A 16,531-nucleotide genomic window follows, 5' to 3' on the forward strand; every position below is an offset into this window, starting at 1 on the left:
ACCGGATTCACGAAGGGATCATCCCATGGTCGAGATCGACGGACGCCGGCTTGAGCTGGCCGGAATCGTGGCGGTAGCAGTTGGCGGCGAGAAAGTGACGCTGTCGCCGTCGGCCATCGAACGCATGGCTGCCTCACAGCGCTCAGCCCGCGCCACCGCGCAGGTGAGGCCCGTCTATGGGCGGTCAACAGGGGTGGGCGCTAACCGCTCCGTCACCCTGGATACATCGGATGCGTCTGCCGACCAGCACGGACTTAACCTGTTGCGGAGCCATGCCGTGGATGCCGGACGTGCCCTTGACCGCGAAACGGTGCGGGCCATGCTGGTGGTCAGGGTTTCCCAATTGGCGGCAGGCGCATCAGGGATCAACCCCCACCTGGTCGAGGCCGTCGTGGAAATGCTGAACGCGGACGCCCTGCCGGAGGTGCGGGAATTTGGCGGCATCGGCACAGCGGACCTACCGGCGCTGGCGGGAACGGCGCTGACCCTCCTCGGTGAGCGCCCCACCATGGACGGGACGCCCGTGCCTGTGGCCTTGGCGTCCTGGCCCACGGAAGATGCGCTGCCGTTCATTAGTTCCAGTGCCCTCACCATCGCCCAGACCATCCTGGCGCACCAGAAACTCGTGACCATGATGGACAATCTGACCACCATCAGTGCTCTCTCCTTCACCGCAATGTCTGGAAATCCCGAAGCGTTCGGCCCCGAAGTTGCAAAGGCCAGTGAATCGGATGCCATGGCCGAGGTTGCTGGGATCCTACGGGAATTGGTGGCTGGCCACGGCAAGCCGGCACGGATTCAGGATCCCTATTGCCTGCGCATGTTGCCGCACTCCCTGGGTGCTGTGATGGAGGATCTCCAGTCGCTGAGGATCACTCTGGAGCGCTTGGCCATAGCAGGCCATGAGAACCCCATGGTCTTTGGTTCCGTGGAAGACGGCAGCAATGGAGTGGCACACCACGGGCTGTTCCATATGTCCACGTTGGCCCGGCGCATCGACTCCCTGCAGGTGTCACTTGGCGCGGCATGCACCAACACCTTGGGCAGGATCAGCCGGCTCTGCGACCCCACGTTCACGGGTCTCCCCCGATTCCTTGCGGGCAACGACGCAGGCCAGTCCGGTGTCATGATGCTGGAGTACGTCGCCGCTGCGGCAGTCGGACGTATTCGCGCCAACGCCCAGCCGGTGAGTCTCCAAACCGTCAACCTCTCCTTGGGTGCCGAGGAAGACGCAAGCTTTGCAACCCTGGGCTCTGCACAGTTGGAGTCCACTGCTCATGCGTTGGCAACCGTTGCAGGTGTTGAACTTGTCTGCGCTTCCAGGGCAATCCGGATGCAGGGACGGCAGCCCGGGGAATTCAGCAGCGCCCGGCTCCAGGCGCTCATGAGGGCTGGATTGGCCCTTCCCGCCGACGTTCAAGACCGCGATCTTCGGGGCGACCTGGAGCAAGCCGAACAACTCGTGCAGGCCTCGTACTAACCAGCCGCGCGCTCACGGCGAACGCCGAACGGCAGGCAGTCCGGAGCGCAAGACGGGCAGGAACGAAAGAACGGCAGGCAGTCCGAAGACTGCCTGCCGTTCTCGCGTCCACTAAGGAAAAGCGTGCGCCTGGGCCCTTACTGTCAGGCCCAGTGTGTCGATGGTTGGTGTGCCGATGCTTAGTGGGCCGGTACGGATTCCTTGGCTGCGGCCGCGGGATCCGTGAGCTTCTTCTTGGGCAGCGCGAAGCTGATCAGGAAAGCAACGAGCATCAGTCCAGCGGCTGTCAGCATGACGGCGTCGATCGCCTGCGCGAAGCCCTCGGTGATGGGCCGGGTGAGCGTGCTGTTGGCGGAGTGCAGCCAACTGGTGTCGTTCAGGGAATCGTTGTTGGCGCCGTTCTTGAAGAAATCGAAGAGCTTGGCGTTGGCGGGATCTGCCGCAACTGCCGGGTCCTTCATCACGGCCTGGTAATCGGGGCTGGAAGCTGCTGTTTTCATGCCGTCGGCGATTTTGTCGGCAGCCATGCTGAACAGCATCGAGATGAACACGGCAGTACCCACCGCTCCGCCCATGGACCGGAAGAACGCGGCCGTCGACGTGCCCACGCCCATGTCCTTCTGTGGGACCGAGACCTGCATGGCCAGCGTGAGCGGTTGCATGCAGAAGCCCAGGCCTACGCCGAAGAAGACCGCGATCAGGCCCGGAACCCAGAGGCCCGTGTCCACGCCCAGGGAAAGACCCATGACGACGGCGGCACCGGCCAATACTGCAGTGCCAACGATGGGGAAAACCCGATATACGCCTGAGTTGGAGATGGTGCGCCCTGCCGTGATGGAGCCGAACAGGATGCCCACGGTGAACGTGATCATCATGAGGCCGGCCTCGGTGGGCGTGAGACCCTTCACCAGCTGGAGGTACATCGGCAGCATTGCAATGGCGCCAAACATGCCGATACCGATGATGAAGTTCAGCAAAGAAGACAGTCCGAACGTGGTGTTCTTGAAGAGCCGCAAGGGGATCAGCGCGTAGTCGCCCGCCCGCTTTTCGGCGATCAGGAAAGCTACAATGCCGATCACGCCGAGCCCGTAACAGAGCCAAGCGCCGCCCGAGGCCCAACCCCAGCTGCGTCCCTGTTCGGCCACCAGGAGCAACGGAACAATGGCCAAGGTAATGGCTGCAGCACCCCAGTAGTCGATTTTCTGTTTCACGTGCCGTGCGGGCAGGTGAAGGTAAAGGAAGACCACTACCAAGGCCGCGAGGCCGATGGGCAGGTTGATGAAGAATACCCAGCGCCAGCCGTCAAAGCCCAGGATGTTGGAGGCTCCTGCGAAAGCGCCGCCGATCACCGGGCCCAGGACGGATGAGATGCCGAAGACCGACATGAAGTAGCCCTGGTATTTGGCCCGGTCCTTCAGGGCAACGATGTCGCCGATGATGGTCAAAGCCAGTGCCAGCAGACCACCGGCACCAAGGCCCTGGACACCACGGGCGATGGCAAGTTCGGTCATTGAGTGAACCGAGCCGGCGTAGAGCGAGCCGGCCAGGAAGATGACGATCGCCGCCAGGTAAAGCGGGCGTCGGCCAAAGATGTCACTCAGCTTCCCGTAGAGCGGGGTGCTCACGGTGGACGTGATGAGGTACGCCGTGGTGGCCCATGCTTGCAGGGACAGGCCGTCGAGGTCGTTGGCGATGGTGTAGATGGACGTGGACACGATGGTCTGGTCCAGGGACGACAGGAACATGCCGAGCATGAGTCCCACCATGACGGTGAGTGTCTGACGGTGCGTCAGGACCTCGCCGGCGGCCCTCACGGGCGCGGATTTGGACATATCTTCTCCAGAGGTGGCAGACAAGGGATCTTAAGCAGGATAGTTGCTTTCAGTAACTATCCTAATGCCTGATTCATTCCCGGCGAAGGAATCTTCCTGCGATGGAACCTCCGCGTCGCTCAACAGCGCTGTCAGCGCTCGACCAAGATGCCGTCCGGATCGCAGTAAATCATGACGCCAGGCTGGATCCTCACACGGTCAATCACGATCTGGACGTCCACTTCCCCGACACCTGTCTTGGCGCTTTTCTTGGGGTTGCTGCCGAGCGCCTTGACGCCCAGAGGCAGTCGGGCGATTGCCTCTCGGTCGCGAATGGCACCGTTGATGATCACTCCTGCCCAACCGTTCGCCACGGCGCTTTCCGCGATCATGTCTCCCATGAGGGCCGTGCGAAGCGACCCTTGGCCATCGACCACCAGCACGGCGCCTTCGCCGGGAGTTCCGAGGACGGTCTTCACCAAGGCGTTGTCCTCGAAGCATCTGATGGTGCGGACCGGGCCGCAGAAATGTGTGTGACCGCCGAGATTCTGGAACTGGACAGCAACTGACTCAAGTTCGTCCCCGCGCTCGTCATAGAGATCGGCGGTATTGATGGGCTTGCTCATTGAACTTCTCCTCCATGCGTTTGAGTCCACACTAGGCCGTGTCCGGCGCCACCGTCTCGGCACATTTCGTCTATGTGGATAAACCCCGCGGAAGAGAGTCGCGGCGCCGCTGCCGCGCTAGGCTGAAACCAAACATTGACCCAAGGGGGAACCTGCCATGAGCCTGTCCGACCTGCCCGGTCCGGTACCGGATCCTGCCGTCGTGCGCGGCGGTAGCACCACGGCGCTCGCTGAACCGGTGGATCGTGTACGGGCGCTCTGGATCACGGGCGTGGTGCTCATCAACGTGGGGATCAATGCAGCGTTCTTCGGTCCCATCCAGGTTCTCCTCGGGCAGCAGGCGGCCCACTTCGACGAGGGGCAGAAGGAAGCCATCCTTGCCCTCGTCACAGGATGCGGGGCCGCCGTCTCGCTGGTGGCGAATCCTTTGTTCGGCGCTTTCAGTGACAGGACGACGTCCCGCTTCGGGCGTCGCGTGCCGTGGGTGATGGTCGGGGCCATCCTTGGCGCCGTAGCGCTGGTGGGCCTGGCCGGCGCCCCGAATGTGGCCGTCATGACGATTCTGTGGTGCCTCGTGCAGGCTGGCTGCAATGGCGCTTACGCTGCGATCACGGCTGCCATCCCGGACCGCGTTCCAGTACCCCAGCGCGGCACAGTGGGCGGCTTGGCCGCCATGGGCCAGACCGTTGGAATCCTGATCGGCGCAGTGATTGCCGCCGCCGTGGCTGGAAACTTTTCCGCTGGCTACCTGGTGTGCGCAGCGGCACTTGTTGCCGGCGTCGTGCTGTACCTCTTCAAGAGCGACGACCAGCCGCTTCCGGCGCGGGATCGTCCGCCTTTTTCTCTGGCGGCGTTCTTCAGGGGCTTCTGGGTTTCCCCGAAACGCTACCCGGATTTCGCGTGGGCATGGCTCACTCGGTTGCTCGTTAATATCGGCAACCACATGGTCACGCTCTATCTGCTGTTCTTCCTCAGCGATGCCGTGCATGTGAAGGAAACCGAGGGCATCGAGCCTGCGGTCGGTGTGCTCATCCTGACCGGCCTGTATGCGGTCATGGTGATTGTCACCAGTGTGATTGGCGGAACTTTGAGCGACCGGATGGGCAAGCGGAAGCCTTTGGTGATCGCGTCGTCCGTGATCATCGCCATAGCGTCATTGATCCTCGGGTTTGCGCCGACGTGGGCCGGTGCCATTACCGGCGCGCTCGTCCTGGGTATCGGCTTCGGCGCTTACCTGGCAGTGGATTTCGCCCTGATTACCCAGGTCTTGCCCACTGCGATGGACCGCGGCCGGGACCTCGGCGTCATCAACGTCGCCAATTCGCTGCCGCAGGTGGTTGCTCCGCTGATAGCTTTCCCGTTTGTCACGTACTGGGGCGGCTACGTCTCGCTGTACGTAGCCGCCGCAGTTATCGGGCTCCTGGGAGCCGTGTTCGTGGTGAAGATCAAGAGCGTTGTCTAGACCGGCCTAGAAGACGGCAGTGAAGCCGCCCCAGCCCCAACCGACCGCTGATTGGCCTAGCCAGTAGCTACCAGGCAGTCCCTCGGCCAGGTAATCTGCGCCATTGCCGTAGTACATGGTGAGCTGGCCACTGCGGTCGATGCCAAACACGTCGATCTTGTCGTCGCCGTTGAAGTCGCCTGCGGAGCCGATGGTGTTGAGGGCCTCCCAACCGTAACCGACCGTCCCTCCCGTGTAGCGCTCGAACGACCCATTGCGGCTGCTCGAAAAGACCATCAGGTTGCCGTAAGGGCCTCTCGCGGCAACCTGCAAGTCACTTCTGCCTTCGAAGTGGCCAACGCTCATCAGGGAGTCATACCGGCCCCACCCCCAACCGATGGTGTGCGAAGGCAGCCAACCGCCGCGCCCGTTGCCTGGGTAGAGGACGAGGTTGGTGGATGCGTCCCTTGCAATGAGATCGTTCGTACCGTCACCGTTGAAGTCGCCGGCACCAAAAATGGCGGTGAATCCGTTCCAGCCATGGCCGACCTGGATCGCCTTCTTCCAACCGCCGGACCCGTTTCCTTGGTACAGGTACAGTCGACCCTGCGCGTCGCGTCCCATAACGTCAACTGTGCCGTCGCCGTCGAAGTCACCCGGTGAGAACAAAAGGTTGAAAGCGTTCCAGCCCGTTCCGATGACCTGGGTGGGTTGCCAATGTCCCCGGCCGTCTGTCGGGTACAGGAGGAGGCGGCCTGCCGTGTCGCGGGCGAAGATATCCATGGTGTTGTCCCCATTAAACCCACGAGCACGGGGCTTGGCGGCGATCCGCAGCGATTCCCGGGCCTGCAGGGTCAAGGTTGACTCGGCATCGTAGGTGACCGTTACGAATGCGGTCACAACACGACCGTAGTCAGCGGCTGTAGCCCTGTAGGTCTGCCCTGTGGCGCCGGGAATGACTTGGCCGTCCCGCGTCCAGTAGAACGAAAGCGAAGGGCTTCCGCCCTCTGGTACCACCATCGGCGTGGACCAGTTAAGGTCGGCCTTGAGGAGTCCGCCGACGGCAGGTTCCCCGGTGAGTTCAGGTGGTGCCATGTAGATCTGCCGCATCGGCACCGCAGTCCCAGGCACCGCAATCCCAGGCACTGCTGCATGGGCAGGCAGCGCCGGAGCCACCAGAAGACCGGCCAGCATGGAAGCGGTCAGGACTGAAAGCAAACGCCGTTGCTTGTGGGCGATCGCGCGCAAAGGAGAGCCAGGCTCCAAGGGATTCCTCCAAAAAGAAGGTCGGCCGACCCGGCCAACCGTGAACAACAAAGTAATGAATCCAGCAGGGACCCCGCCGGATTCATCCGGATGGGGTCCCTGCTGTGGACGTTCTAAATCGGGGCTTTAGTAGACAGCGTTGAAGCTGCCCCAGCCCCAGCCAACCACGCCGAAGCTCTTCCAACCGCCGGAGCCGTTGCCGTAGTACATGCGCATCTGGCCTGAGGTGTCGATGCCCCAGACGTCGTTGGCGCCGTCGCCGTCGAAGTCCCCGGCGCCGCCGAGCTTGGTGATGGCGTTCCAGCCTTGGCCGACGACGCGGCTCGTGGTCCAGCCGCCGTGGCCATTGCCACCGTAGAAGACGAGGTTTCCGGCGCTGTCGCGTGCCAGAACGTCGGGCTTGTGGTCGCCGTCGAAGTCGCCGGGGGAGAAGACCGATGTCATGCCACCCCAACCCCAGCCAACGGTGGATGCTGCCTGGAAGCCGCCCTGACCGTTTCCGGGGTAGAGAACCAGTTCACCGGAAGGTTTGCGTGCCAGGAGGTCGTTGTTGCCGTCACCGCTGAAGTCGCCGGCGGCGAAGATTGCGCTGAAGATGCCCCAGCCCCAACCGATTTGCTGCCGCGGGTACCAGCCGCCCTGGCCGTCCGTCGGGTAGAGGAAGAGAGAGCCCGAAGCGTCGCGGGTGATGACGTCGTTCTCGCCGTCGCCGCTGAAGTCGCCGGCAGCAAACATGGTGTTGAAAATGCCCCAGCCGGAGCCGACACCGTAGGCCTGCTTCCACGTGGAGTTGCCGCCCGTGGGGTACAGCCCAAGCCGGCCGTCCGAGAGGCGGACGAACAGGCTCATGGTGTACGGGTCCCAGTACTCGGTACGGAAAAAGCCGCTGGTGTGCGGTCGGTCAATGTCCACGGGCGTCACGTAGTTGAAGTCCAGGGCGTCAAGAGCCACCGCTGCCGTCCCGGAGGCCGGAAGATTGCCCGGGTTGTGGATCAGCGAACCGTCGCGCCAGTAGCCGAACTCCTGGCCGGCTGCCGAATGGATCTGCATGTACTGGGCCAAATAGGTGCCGGGTGGTGTCCCCTGCGCGAAGTGCACGTCAAACGAATATGTGGAATCTGCGGCGTTGTAGGAACCCACCGTCATCTGCGTGTGGAGCTTGCCGGTAGCGGTGTTCCGGAACAGCACGTAGACCTGGTTGATCGGGCCGGACGCCTGGAAGGTAATCCGCGACGTCGCCTGGCCTCCGGCGCCGATCGAGTCCGGGGTCGTCGAGACCGCAACCGGAACAGGTGCAAAGGCGTCATCGGCGTTGGCTGCGGGCGCGAAACCCAGCCCGCCGATCAGAATGATGCTGCCCACAAATGCGGCCAGCCAGCTGCGCACACGGCGCAGGGAAGTGCTCCCCATGGTTCCCCCAAATCAGGCCGGTCCCAGATGGCCGGCAGGTGTAAGTGACTTGAGAGTACAACGAGGGCACGACAGTCTGGGAATCTGCTGGCAAAAACTCACGCGAAAGACAAGTCAAACCCAAAAATCAACCAAAATCGGCTTAGAACACCGCCGTGAACCCGCCCCAGCCCCAACCCACAACACCGGCACCCTTCCAGCCGCCGCTGCCGTTGCCGTAGTACATGTTCAGTTGCCCGACGGCGTCGATCGCCCAAACATCGTTCAAGCCGTCGCCATTGAAATCTCCGGCGCCGCCGATGCTGGTCATCACGTTCCAACCCGTGCCGATGGTGCGCGCGGTGGTCCAGCCGCCGTTGCCGTTACCGCCGTAAAGCCTGAGGTTGCCTGCGCTGTCCCGGCCGAGAATGTCCGGGTTGCCGTCGCCGTCGAAGTCGCCGGGGGAGAAGATAGGATCCAACGCGTCCCAGCCTTGGCCGACTGCTCCGGGCGAGCGGAAGCCACCCGATCCGTTGCCCGGGTAGAGCAGGAGGGCGCCGTTGGGTGCGCGGCCCAGGAGGTCGTTGATGCCGTCGCCGGAGAAATCTCCCGCGGCGATCACCGAATCGAAGACGCCCCATCCCCAGCCGATTTCCTTGCGGGGCAGCCAGCCGCCGTTGCCGTTGCCTGGATAGAGGAACAGCGTCCCAGCGGCATCACGACCCACAACATCGTTGAAGCCGTCAGCGTTGAAATCTCCAGCTGCGAAAAGGACGTCGAAACCGTCCCAGCCGTACCCGATCGTGCGCGGTGTCTGCCAGCGGCCGGCGCCGTCAGTGGGGTACAGGAGGAGGTTCGCCGCAGCATTCCGGGCGAACATGTCCAAGGAGGTGCCGGCGTCGAACCCTGCTGTGTGGGCCTTGTTCCGCACCACGGTGCGGCCATAGGCCGTGAACGGACGAACGGCGGCGGGAGGGTTGCCAGCCTGCACTATCGCGCGGAAACCGACGACGGCGCCACGGTCCGCCGCGGTCAGCGTGTAGGTCTTGCTGACGGCTCCGTTGATCGGGGTGCCGTTACGGACCCATTCGTACTTGACGGTGACGGGCCCGGGGGCGCTCCCGGTGGAGACGCTGGCTTCCGTGAACGTGCCGGTGAGCTTCTCGCCCACGGTCATTTTGCCTTGGATGGTCGGCGCGGTGGCAGTAATGGGCGACGTCGGTGTGACAGGAAGCGACGACGCAGACACAGCCCGGTACCCGGCCAGCGTCGCGGTGACGCGGACGGACAGGTTCTGGTCCAAGTCCGGTTCACCGACGCGGTAGTTGTTCAGCGTGGCGCCCGGGATGGGTGTGCCGTTGCGCAGCCATTGGTATGTGAAGCCGGTAGGCGGATGGGTCCACTGGCCGTTGTCCGTGGAAAGCGATTCGTTGTATTTCGGCACCCCGCTCAGTACCGGCGGCTCGGTATTCGGGTTGTCCACCAGCGGAAACCCCGGGTTGTTCACGGCAAAATCGACACCGTCAAGGGCGCCCGGGCGCTGGGTGGGCGCCTCCAGCCCTTGGGAGAGGAAGAGGATGTTGCCGTCCCGACCATAGCGGACAACCCCCTGCCCCAAGGGCATCATCACGTGGACGCTGAGGAGTTTGTAGCGGCCGGTCCGTTGGAAGGCACTCCCGTTCACGGGTACTTTCGCTTGGGCGCTATAGGCCCCGGGGGCCTGGCTGGTGGGCCCGTACACGGTTGCCTGCTCGAGCGTGTCCTCGTTGACGTAGGTGAACCCCACTTCCTTGGCCGGGCCGCTGAGGGTGAAAGACAAGGAGATGGTGGCACCGGGGCCAACGGTGGCTGGCGATGTCCGGGTCACAACGGTGGGTAGGGGGACGCTGGGCCCGGCCGCTGACGCCCGTGGCGTAGGCACAACAATGGCGAGGGCAACACACAACAGTGCTGCCACGAGAAAGCGGAAACCGGTCAGCCCCAGCGGGCGCAGTGCAGAAAAGGCTGCCATTCTTCCCCCAAAACCCTAGAACACTGCGTTAAAGCCGCCCCAGCCCCAACCGATGGTTTGCGCGCCGTTCCAGCCGCCGTCGCCATCGCCGTAGTAGGCCAGCAGTTGGCCGGAGCCGTCAATTGCGTAGACGTCCACGTTTCCGTTGGCATCGATGTCGCCGGCAGCGCCGATGGTAGCCATGCCGTTCCAGCCCTGTCCCACCACTGTCATACCGGCCCAACCACCAGCTCCGTTGCCCTTGTACATGCGCAAGGCGCCGGCCGAGTCACGGGCCAGGATGTCGACGTTGTGGTCGCCGTTGAAATCGCCTGGCGTGATGATCTTGTTGACCACGTTCCAGCCGCTGCCCACCACGGACCGGGTGAGCCAGCCGCCGTCGCCATTACCGGGGTAGAGGTACAGAAGTCCGCCGGCATCGCGGGCCAGGAGGTCGTTGTTGCCGTCCCCGTTGAAGTCGCCAGGGGAAACGATCGAGGTGAAGGCGTTCCAGCCGCTGCCTACTTGGCGGCCGGCGAAGAACCCGCCGTCGCCTGTTCCGGCGTACAGGAAGAGATTGCCGGCTGAGTCCTTGGCCAGGATGTCGTTGATGCCGTCAGCGTCAAAGTCACCCGGTGAGACCACGGTGCCGAAGCCGTTCCAGCCGGGACCGATGGTCCTGGCGGATTCCCACGTGTTGTTGACGCGCGGATAAAGCATGAGGGTGCCGTCAGAACGCCGGGCGAGCATCTCGAAAGCGCCGCGGCCAGTGAAGCCGTTGGCACGGTTGGAGGCAGAAATCGTGACTGTTTCCGCGCTGCCAACTTCCATGGGTTCACAAGGATAGTTCGAGGCTACGTAGGCAGCGATGGTCTTGCCGCGGTCCTCTTCGCCAAGCCTGTAGTTCCACCATTCCCAGTGGTCCTCGGCATGGACGCCGTCACGCGTCCAGTAGATGTGATAGTCCGGGCCGGCAGCGGCGCCGCAGCCCCGGTATGAATCAGGATCGATCTCCACAGAGAGTGTGGAACCAACAAACGGCGCTCCGTGAACTACCGGATTTTCCGGGTCCATGGTTGCCATGGCAGGTGCCGGCGCAAAAGTGACGGCCGCAATGAGTGCGGCCGCGATCCCGGCTACCGCTCGGCGCACGCCTGACGTAGGGCATGATAGAGCGTTCATTTTGTCCTCCCCAGACTTATGCGGTTAATGGTACCGCGGCTGGGTTTTCTCTAGAAGATTGCTGTGAAGACGCCCCAGCCGGAACCAACGACGTCGGACCCTCGCCAGCCGGTGCGGCCGTTGCCGTAGTAGATCACCAGGCGGCCCTGCTGGTCGACGCCGTAGACGTCATTGAAGCCGTCATTGTCGAAGTCACCCGCCGCGCCTGCCATCTTCAGGGCGTTCCAGCCGACCCCGATCAGCCACGACCGGGTCCAGCCGCCGGAACCGTTGCCGCCGTAGAAATACAGATACCCGGAGCGGTCCCGCGCCAGCACGTCCACGTTGCCGTCACCGTTGAAGTCGCCCGGTGTCAGCAGCGCGTCCATCACTTGCCAACCCTGCCCGACTGCGGTGCGCGCCAACCAGCCGCCGGAACCGTTGCCCGGATACAGATAGAGGGCGCCGCCGGGTTCCCTGGCCAGGATGTCGTTGGCGCCGTCCCCATTGAAGTCTCCGGGGCTGACGATCGAGTCGAAAACGTTCCAGCCCTTGCCGATCGTTTGGGCCGGCTTCCAACCTCCGGTGCCATCGCCTGCGTACAGATAGAGCGTGCCGGCGGCATCGCGGGCGATCACATCGCTCTTGCCGTCGCCGTTGAAGTCTCCGGGGGAGAGGACCAGGTTGAAGACGTTCCAACCCCAACCGACCGTCCGGGCCGGGTCCCAGGCGTTGCCTTTGCGGCCGTACAGCTGGAGCGACCCGTCATTGGCGCGGGCCAGGAGTTCGAAGGAACGGCCGGTAAAGCCGCTGGCCCGGTTGGCTGCGCCCACGGGGTCGGTCTCGGCGCTGTGCAGCGACTCCCCTCCGCAGGCAGTCTTGCTCGCGGTGACGTGCGCGGCCATGCGGGCGCCGGTGTCCGCCGGCTCAAGGATGTACGTCCGTCCGGTTTCGCCGGCCACCAGGAACCCGTCCCGGGTCCAGTAGATGGTGAAGTCCGGGCCTTTGCCGCCGCCGCAGCCGTAGTAGGTGTAGGGGCCGATTTCGGTGGTCAGCGTTTTGCCGACGAAGGCTTCGCCGTTGACGATCGGGTCCGGGCCGTCGCTGACAGCGGCCGACGCCGGAAGGGGACTCAGTGCCATGGCCGCCACTGTGGCGGTCAGCAGCGCCGCTGCCATCCGGCGTCGAAAATTCCCCATGCTTGTGTTCCTCCCGTGTGGTGCTGTGGCTTCCCTGCAGTGTATGTGCGGCATTCACTGATTTCCGGGACCGGCATGAGACCCCTCTCAGCCAACGGTCATTTTGCTCCCGTATCATTGATGCGATCGGCCAGCCTCGGGGTCCTTTGACTTTGGCAGGCCGTTTCCTTGCCAGCCTCCCAAGAGATCGCCGGAAATGTCCGAACCAAACTCACTGGAACCGTACTCCCTTGATCTGACCACGGGCTTGCCCCGCATGGTTGCCGCGCCGACTACGCCGCGTCAGCTGTTGCGCTATGCCCGAATCCTGAAGACCGCCGCCGGTTTTGCCCAGCGCCAGTTCGACACGCTGAGCCTCTCCGACGTCGCCGCCAGGGCCGATGTCCCGCTTGGCACGCTGTACCGCTACTTTCCCTCCACAGCCCACCTCATGTTGGCCGTGTACAGGCAGCAGTTGCGCGAGTTGAAGGATGGCATCAAACAACGCCAGGAACGCGGCCACGCCTTGTCCGGCCTGGTGATGGAGATCTTCCATCTGCGCGTCATGCAGCCCGGTGTTGAGCACTGCCTGATCCGGCCTGCCGGCAAGGACAGCGACACCGCCCAACTGCTGCGTGAGATCGACGCTTTGTCCGGGGAAGTAGTCGGCGCCCTCAGTGGCGATGCCGCGAAGGCGCGGATTCTGCTGCACTTGGTGAGTGGTCTGGTCCAGGCGGTCCGGTGTCGTCGCCTGTCCTTGTTCGAAGCAGAGAAGGACCTCAAGAAAGCGTGCAGCCTCCTCGGCGGAGAGTGACTATTTGTGCCGAGCGGTCTAGACCACTGGGCCTCAAGAATGCGATTTTTTGCGTGACGTAGCGCACATCTATGGCAGGATAAACGTTTTACTCTCGAATCGTCTCTCTTGGTATTGAATCTTGTACCCTCCATCGTTCCTTAGGCTGGAAATACCGAAGCGGCTAGCAGCCCCCTATCTGCAGAAGCAACGCCGGACCAGCCACCCTTGGTCCGCAACAGCAGTTCTGTTCCTGCCCGAATCATGCCGTGGGTCCACGGCTAGCCTGAGGAGACAAAGACGTGTCCATTGAGACAATCGCTACTGACAACGACGCCCTGGTTCTGACCGAAGAAGAGATCTTCGCAGCCCACGAGGGCGGCAAGCTGACCATTTCCAGCACCGTTCCGCTGAACAATAAGCGTGACCTTTCCATCGCGTACACCCCCGGCGTTGCGCAGGTCAGCCGCGCAATCCACGCAAACCCCGAGCTCGCCCGCACCCACACCTGGGCCGAGCGCCTGGTTGTTGTGGTCAGCGATGGCACCGCCGTTCTGGGCCTCGGCAACATCGGCCCCAGCGCCTCGCTGCCGGTCATGGAGGGCAAGTCTGCCCTGTTCAAGTCCTTCGGCGACCTCGACTCCATCCCGTTGGTGCTCAACACCACCAATGTGGACGAAATCATCGAGACCCTGGTCCGCCTCCGCCCGAGCTTCGGCGCCGTGAACCTCGAGGACATTTCTGCTCCGCGTTGCTTCGAACTCGAAGAGCGCCTGATCGAAGCCCTCGACTGCCCGGTCATGCACGACGACCAGCACGGCACCGCCGTCGTGGTTCTTGCAGCCCTGACCAATGCTGCCAAGGTGACCCAGCGCGACCTCGAAGGCCTCAAGGTGGTCGTGTCCGGCGCCGGTGCCGCAGGCATTGCCATTGCCGAGATTCTTCTTGCTGTTGGCATCAAGGACGTCATCCTGCTCGACTCCAAGGGCGTGGTCAACGCTGACCGTGCCGATCTTGCGGCCGATCCCGGCAGCGTCAAGGCCCGCATGGCCCAGCGCACCAACCCGCGCGGCATCAGCGGCGGTCCGGGCGAGGGACTGACCGGAGCCGACGTCTTTGTGGGTGTGTCCTCCTCCAAGCTGGATGAAGAGCACCTGAAGCTCATGAATGACCAGTCGATCGTGTTCGCGCTGTCCAACCCGGACCCGGAAGTACTCCCCGAGGTTGCCCAGAAGTACGCGGCCGTTGTTGCCACCGGCCGCAGCGACTTCCCGAACCAGATCAACAACGTTCTCGCCTTCCCGGGCATCTTCCGCGGCGCACTGGATGCCGGTGCCCGCCGCATCACGCCCGCCATGAAGATCGCCGCAGCGAACGCCATCGCTGAGCTGGCCGCAGAGGACCTCTCCGCCGACTACATCGTGCCGAGCCCGCTGGATGCCCGCGTGGCACCGGCAGTCACCGCTGCAGTTGCCGCAGCCGTTACTGAATAGGGTTGGCTGAATAGCGTTACCATCGCACGACACACGACGGCGACGCTCCCGTGCCGGGGAGCGTCGCCGTCGTTCTTCGTTTTAAGTCAGCCGCGGCCGGGTCAGCGGGCCAGCGTCACCTGGTCAACAGTCCAGAAGGCAGAGTTGGTGCCGGTGTAGCGGAAGCTGATCTTGGCTTTCTTGGTGCCCATAGGGACGTCGATGGTGAGTTTTTCGAAGCCGTTGAAATTGGCGGTGTATGCCTTCACGAGCTGCGGTGCGCCGCCGTCGAAGCTGACGAAGACCTCGCCGCTTTGCGGTCCGTCGATCCTGTAGTTCGACGCGAAGGATAACGTTGCGGCCTTGCCGCCCTTGACCTTGAAGTCGGGGCTGATGAGCGTGGAGTCAAACTGTCCGGCTGCGTGGGACTTGTCATCCCATTCGTCGGAGTCGGCCACGGCGAACACGTTCCGGTTGCGGACGGACGTTTCGCGGCCCTGGTTGCGGTCGGTGTTCGTCCAGAACTCGTCGGTGGCGAAAGACCAGCCACGCCATTCGGTCACGCCGCCGGCGGGCATGGCCGAGTTGTCGATGGTCCAGCCTTCAGGTGCAGTGGTGGTCCAGCCGTTAACGTCAGCGGCGGGCGCGGTTTCGTCCACCCGGGTCTGCAGGCTGTCCCGCAGCGAGTCGAAGGCGTCCGGCTCGATGGCAGCGAACGCCTGTCCATCCAGGTTCCAGGCGGCGTCGGGCTTGACGCCTTCGTGCTTCAGGACCGACGGTGCGATGTCCGTGATCTTGACGTCGTTGCGGACGGTGCCGGCTTCAATGCCCTTGCCCTGGGCGATGACAAACGTTTGGCGCTCAGCCGGGGTGTTGCCGCCGTGCCCGCCGCCGGGCGCATGGCCGTGATCGGCCACAATCACCGTCAGCCACTCCTCGGAGTTGTAGCCGGGGCGGCACTTGACGGCGTTGAGAATCTCGCCAACGTGGCCATCCGCTGTTCGGAGGGCGGCCAGATAGGCCTCGTGTTCGGTGCCGTAGTAGTGCCCCGCGCCGTCCACCTCGTCCAAATGAATGAAGGTGCTGTCAGGGTTGCCGTTGGCCAGGTAGTCCACGGCTTTGGCTGTGGTGCCGGCGTCGTCGCCTCCAGCGATCCTGAGGTCTACCTTCTCGCCGAATACCTTCTCCGGAATGGGCGACCATGTTCCCACTACCAGCGTCGAAGCATTGGGCTTGGCGTCCTCGAGCCGGCTCATGTAGTCCGGGTACTGGGTGTAGTTGGGGGCGGTGAAGTTGTTATCCACTACGTTGTGCTTGTCCGGCCACACGCCGGTGGCGATGCTGGTCCATCCCGGGCCGGAGCTGGTGGGCGCCATCGGGTTTGCGTAGAGGTTGCTGGTGGCGGTCATGCCGGAGTCCATGAGGCCTTGAATGGTGGGCAGGCCGGCTGCGCCGAACTTGGCAAAAGTGGCACCGTCGATGCCGATCACCAAAGTCTTCTTGCGCTTGGTGCCATCAGGGAGGCCGGCGTAGTCCGCGGTTGCGTGGCGGCCGGTGGCGTTCGACGTTTCAGGTCCGGCCGGAGATTCCGTTGCGGCCGGAGTTTCCGTTGCGGGCGGCGCGGCTACTGCCGCGGACGGTAGTACGACGGCGGCTGCGAGCGTGAGGGCGGCAGTTGCCAAGGCTGTGCGGAAAGGACGGGCGTTGTCCAAGAGTCTCTCCAAAGTAGGTCCGAGTGATGTCCCGGCAGTTGAATGCCGGGCGGGGTACGTCCTCAACCCTGCCCCAGCTCAAGGGGTCAAACAAGGAAAAAAGCCACCTGTATATACAAGTTATCGATGAGTTAATGTCCTGTTTCCCGGGGCATAACGAATGCTGCCGTCAGCCTCGATGGACTGCCGGGGAAAGTTGTTCATACAGCCTG

General features: G+C 63.4%; 12 protein-coding genes. 4 read left to right on the forward strand and 8 right to left on the reverse strand.

The window, feature by feature from the left end; all coding sequences use genetic code 11:
• Window positions 1-25: 25 nt before the first annotated feature.
• Window positions 26-1,480 carry an aromatic amino acid ammonia-lyase gene (locus tag ACIQC5_RS17920; protein ID WP_400285352.1) on the forward strand — a complete coding sequence of 485 codons (1,455 nt, stop codon included), beginning with the start codon at window positions 26-28 and terminating at the stop codon, window positions 1,478-1,480.
• Between the two features lie 179 nt (window positions 1,481-1,659).
• On the opposite strand, the gene ACIQC5_RS17925 is transcribed toward ACIQC5_RS17920, so the two are convergent.
• Both ACIQC5_RS17925 and rraA read right to left on the reverse strand, forming a co-directional pair.
• Window positions 1,660-3,312, reverse strand: coding sequence for an MDR family MFS transporter (locus ACIQC5_RS17925; protein ID WP_400285355.1), 1,653 nt, complete (start codon window positions 3,310-3,312; stop codon window positions 1,660-1,662).
• 131 nt (window positions 3,313-3,443) lie between these two features.
• Window positions 3,444-3,917 carry a ribonuclease E activity regulator RraA gene (gene rraA, locus ACIQC5_RS17930; protein ID WP_400285357.1) on the reverse strand — a complete coding sequence of 158 codons (474 nt, stop codon included), beginning with the start codon at window positions 3,915-3,917 and terminating at the stop codon, window positions 3,444-3,446.
• A 157-nt stretch (window positions 3,918-4,074) separates the two neighbouring features.
• Between rraA and ACIQC5_RS17935 the strand changes: the two genes are divergently transcribed.
• Window positions 4,075-5,379, forward strand: coding sequence for an MFS transporter (locus ACIQC5_RS17935; RefSeq protein ID WP_400285360.1), 1,305 nt, complete (start codon window positions 4,075-4,077; stop codon window positions 5,377-5,379).
• A gap of 6 nt (window positions 5,380-5,385) precedes the next feature.
• Here ACIQC5_RS17935 and ACIQC5_RS17940 read toward each other — a convergent pair whose 3' ends face one another.
• From ACIQC5_RS17940 to ACIQC5_RS17960, 5 genes are all read right to left on the reverse strand, one after another.
• Window positions 5,386-6,576, reverse strand: coding sequence for an FG-GAP-like repeat-containing protein (locus ACIQC5_RS17940; protein ID WP_400285362.1), 1,191 nt, complete (start codon window positions 6,574-6,576; stop codon window positions 5,386-5,388).
• A gap of 174 nt (window positions 6,577-6,750) precedes the next feature.
• Window positions 6,751-8,034, reverse strand: coding sequence for an FG-GAP repeat domain-containing protein (locus ACIQC5_RS17945; protein WP_400285364.1), 1,284 nt, complete (start codon window positions 8,032-8,034; stop codon window positions 6,751-6,753).
• Between the two features lie 142 nt (window positions 8,035-8,176).
• The gene (locus tag ACIQC5_RS17950; protein ID WP_400285367.1) at window positions 8,177-10,024 is read right to left on the reverse strand and encodes an FG-GAP-like repeat-containing protein; all 1,848 of its coding nucleotides are present in this window, start codon (window positions 10,022-10,024) and stop codon (window positions 8,177-8,179) included.
• Window positions 10,025-10,039: 15 nt separating this feature from the next.
• On the reverse strand, window positions 10,040-11,185 hold the full coding sequence (locus ACIQC5_RS17955) for an FG-GAP repeat domain-containing protein (protein WP_400285370.1): 1,146 nt from the start codon (window positions 11,183-11,185) through the stop codon (window positions 10,040-10,042).
• A 50-nt stretch (window positions 11,186-11,235) separates the two neighbouring features.
• Window positions 11,236-12,363, reverse strand: a complete 1,128-nt coding sequence (locus ACIQC5_RS17960) for an FG-GAP repeat domain-containing protein (RefSeq protein WP_400285373.1) — start codon at window positions 12,361-12,363, stop codon at window positions 11,236-11,238.
• Window positions 12,364-12,559: 196 nt separating this feature from the next.
• Here ACIQC5_RS17960 and ACIQC5_RS17965 point away from each other — a divergent pair, with 196 nt between their 5' ends.
• The gene (locus tag ACIQC5_RS17965) at window positions 12,560-13,156 is read left to right on the forward strand and encodes a TetR/AcrR family transcriptional regulator (RefSeq protein ID WP_400285376.1); all 597 of its coding nucleotides are present in this window, start codon (window positions 12,560-12,562) and stop codon (window positions 13,154-13,156) included.
• Between the two features lie 281 nt (window positions 13,157-13,437).
• Window positions 13,438-14,628 (forward strand): NADP-dependent malic enzyme, encoded by a 1,191-nt coding sequence (locus ACIQC5_RS17970; protein ID WP_400285379.1) that lies wholly within the window; start codon window positions 13,438-13,440, stop codon window positions 14,626-14,628.
• 101 nt (window positions 14,629-14,729) lie between these two features.
• Here the strand turns inward: ACIQC5_RS17970 and ACIQC5_RS17975 are convergent, their stop codons facing one another.
• Window positions 14,730-16,319 (reverse strand): alkaline phosphatase family protein, encoded by a 1,590-nt coding sequence (locus ACIQC5_RS17975; RefSeq protein ID WP_400285381.1) that lies wholly within the window; start codon window positions 16,317-16,319, stop codon window positions 14,730-14,732.
• Between the last annotated feature and the right edge of the window lie 212 nt (window positions 16,320-16,531).

This window comes from Paenarthrobacter sp. NPDC092416, assembly GCF_044755025.1.
GTDB lineage: Bacteria > Actinomycetota > Actinomycetes > Actinomycetales > Micrococcaceae > Arthrobacter.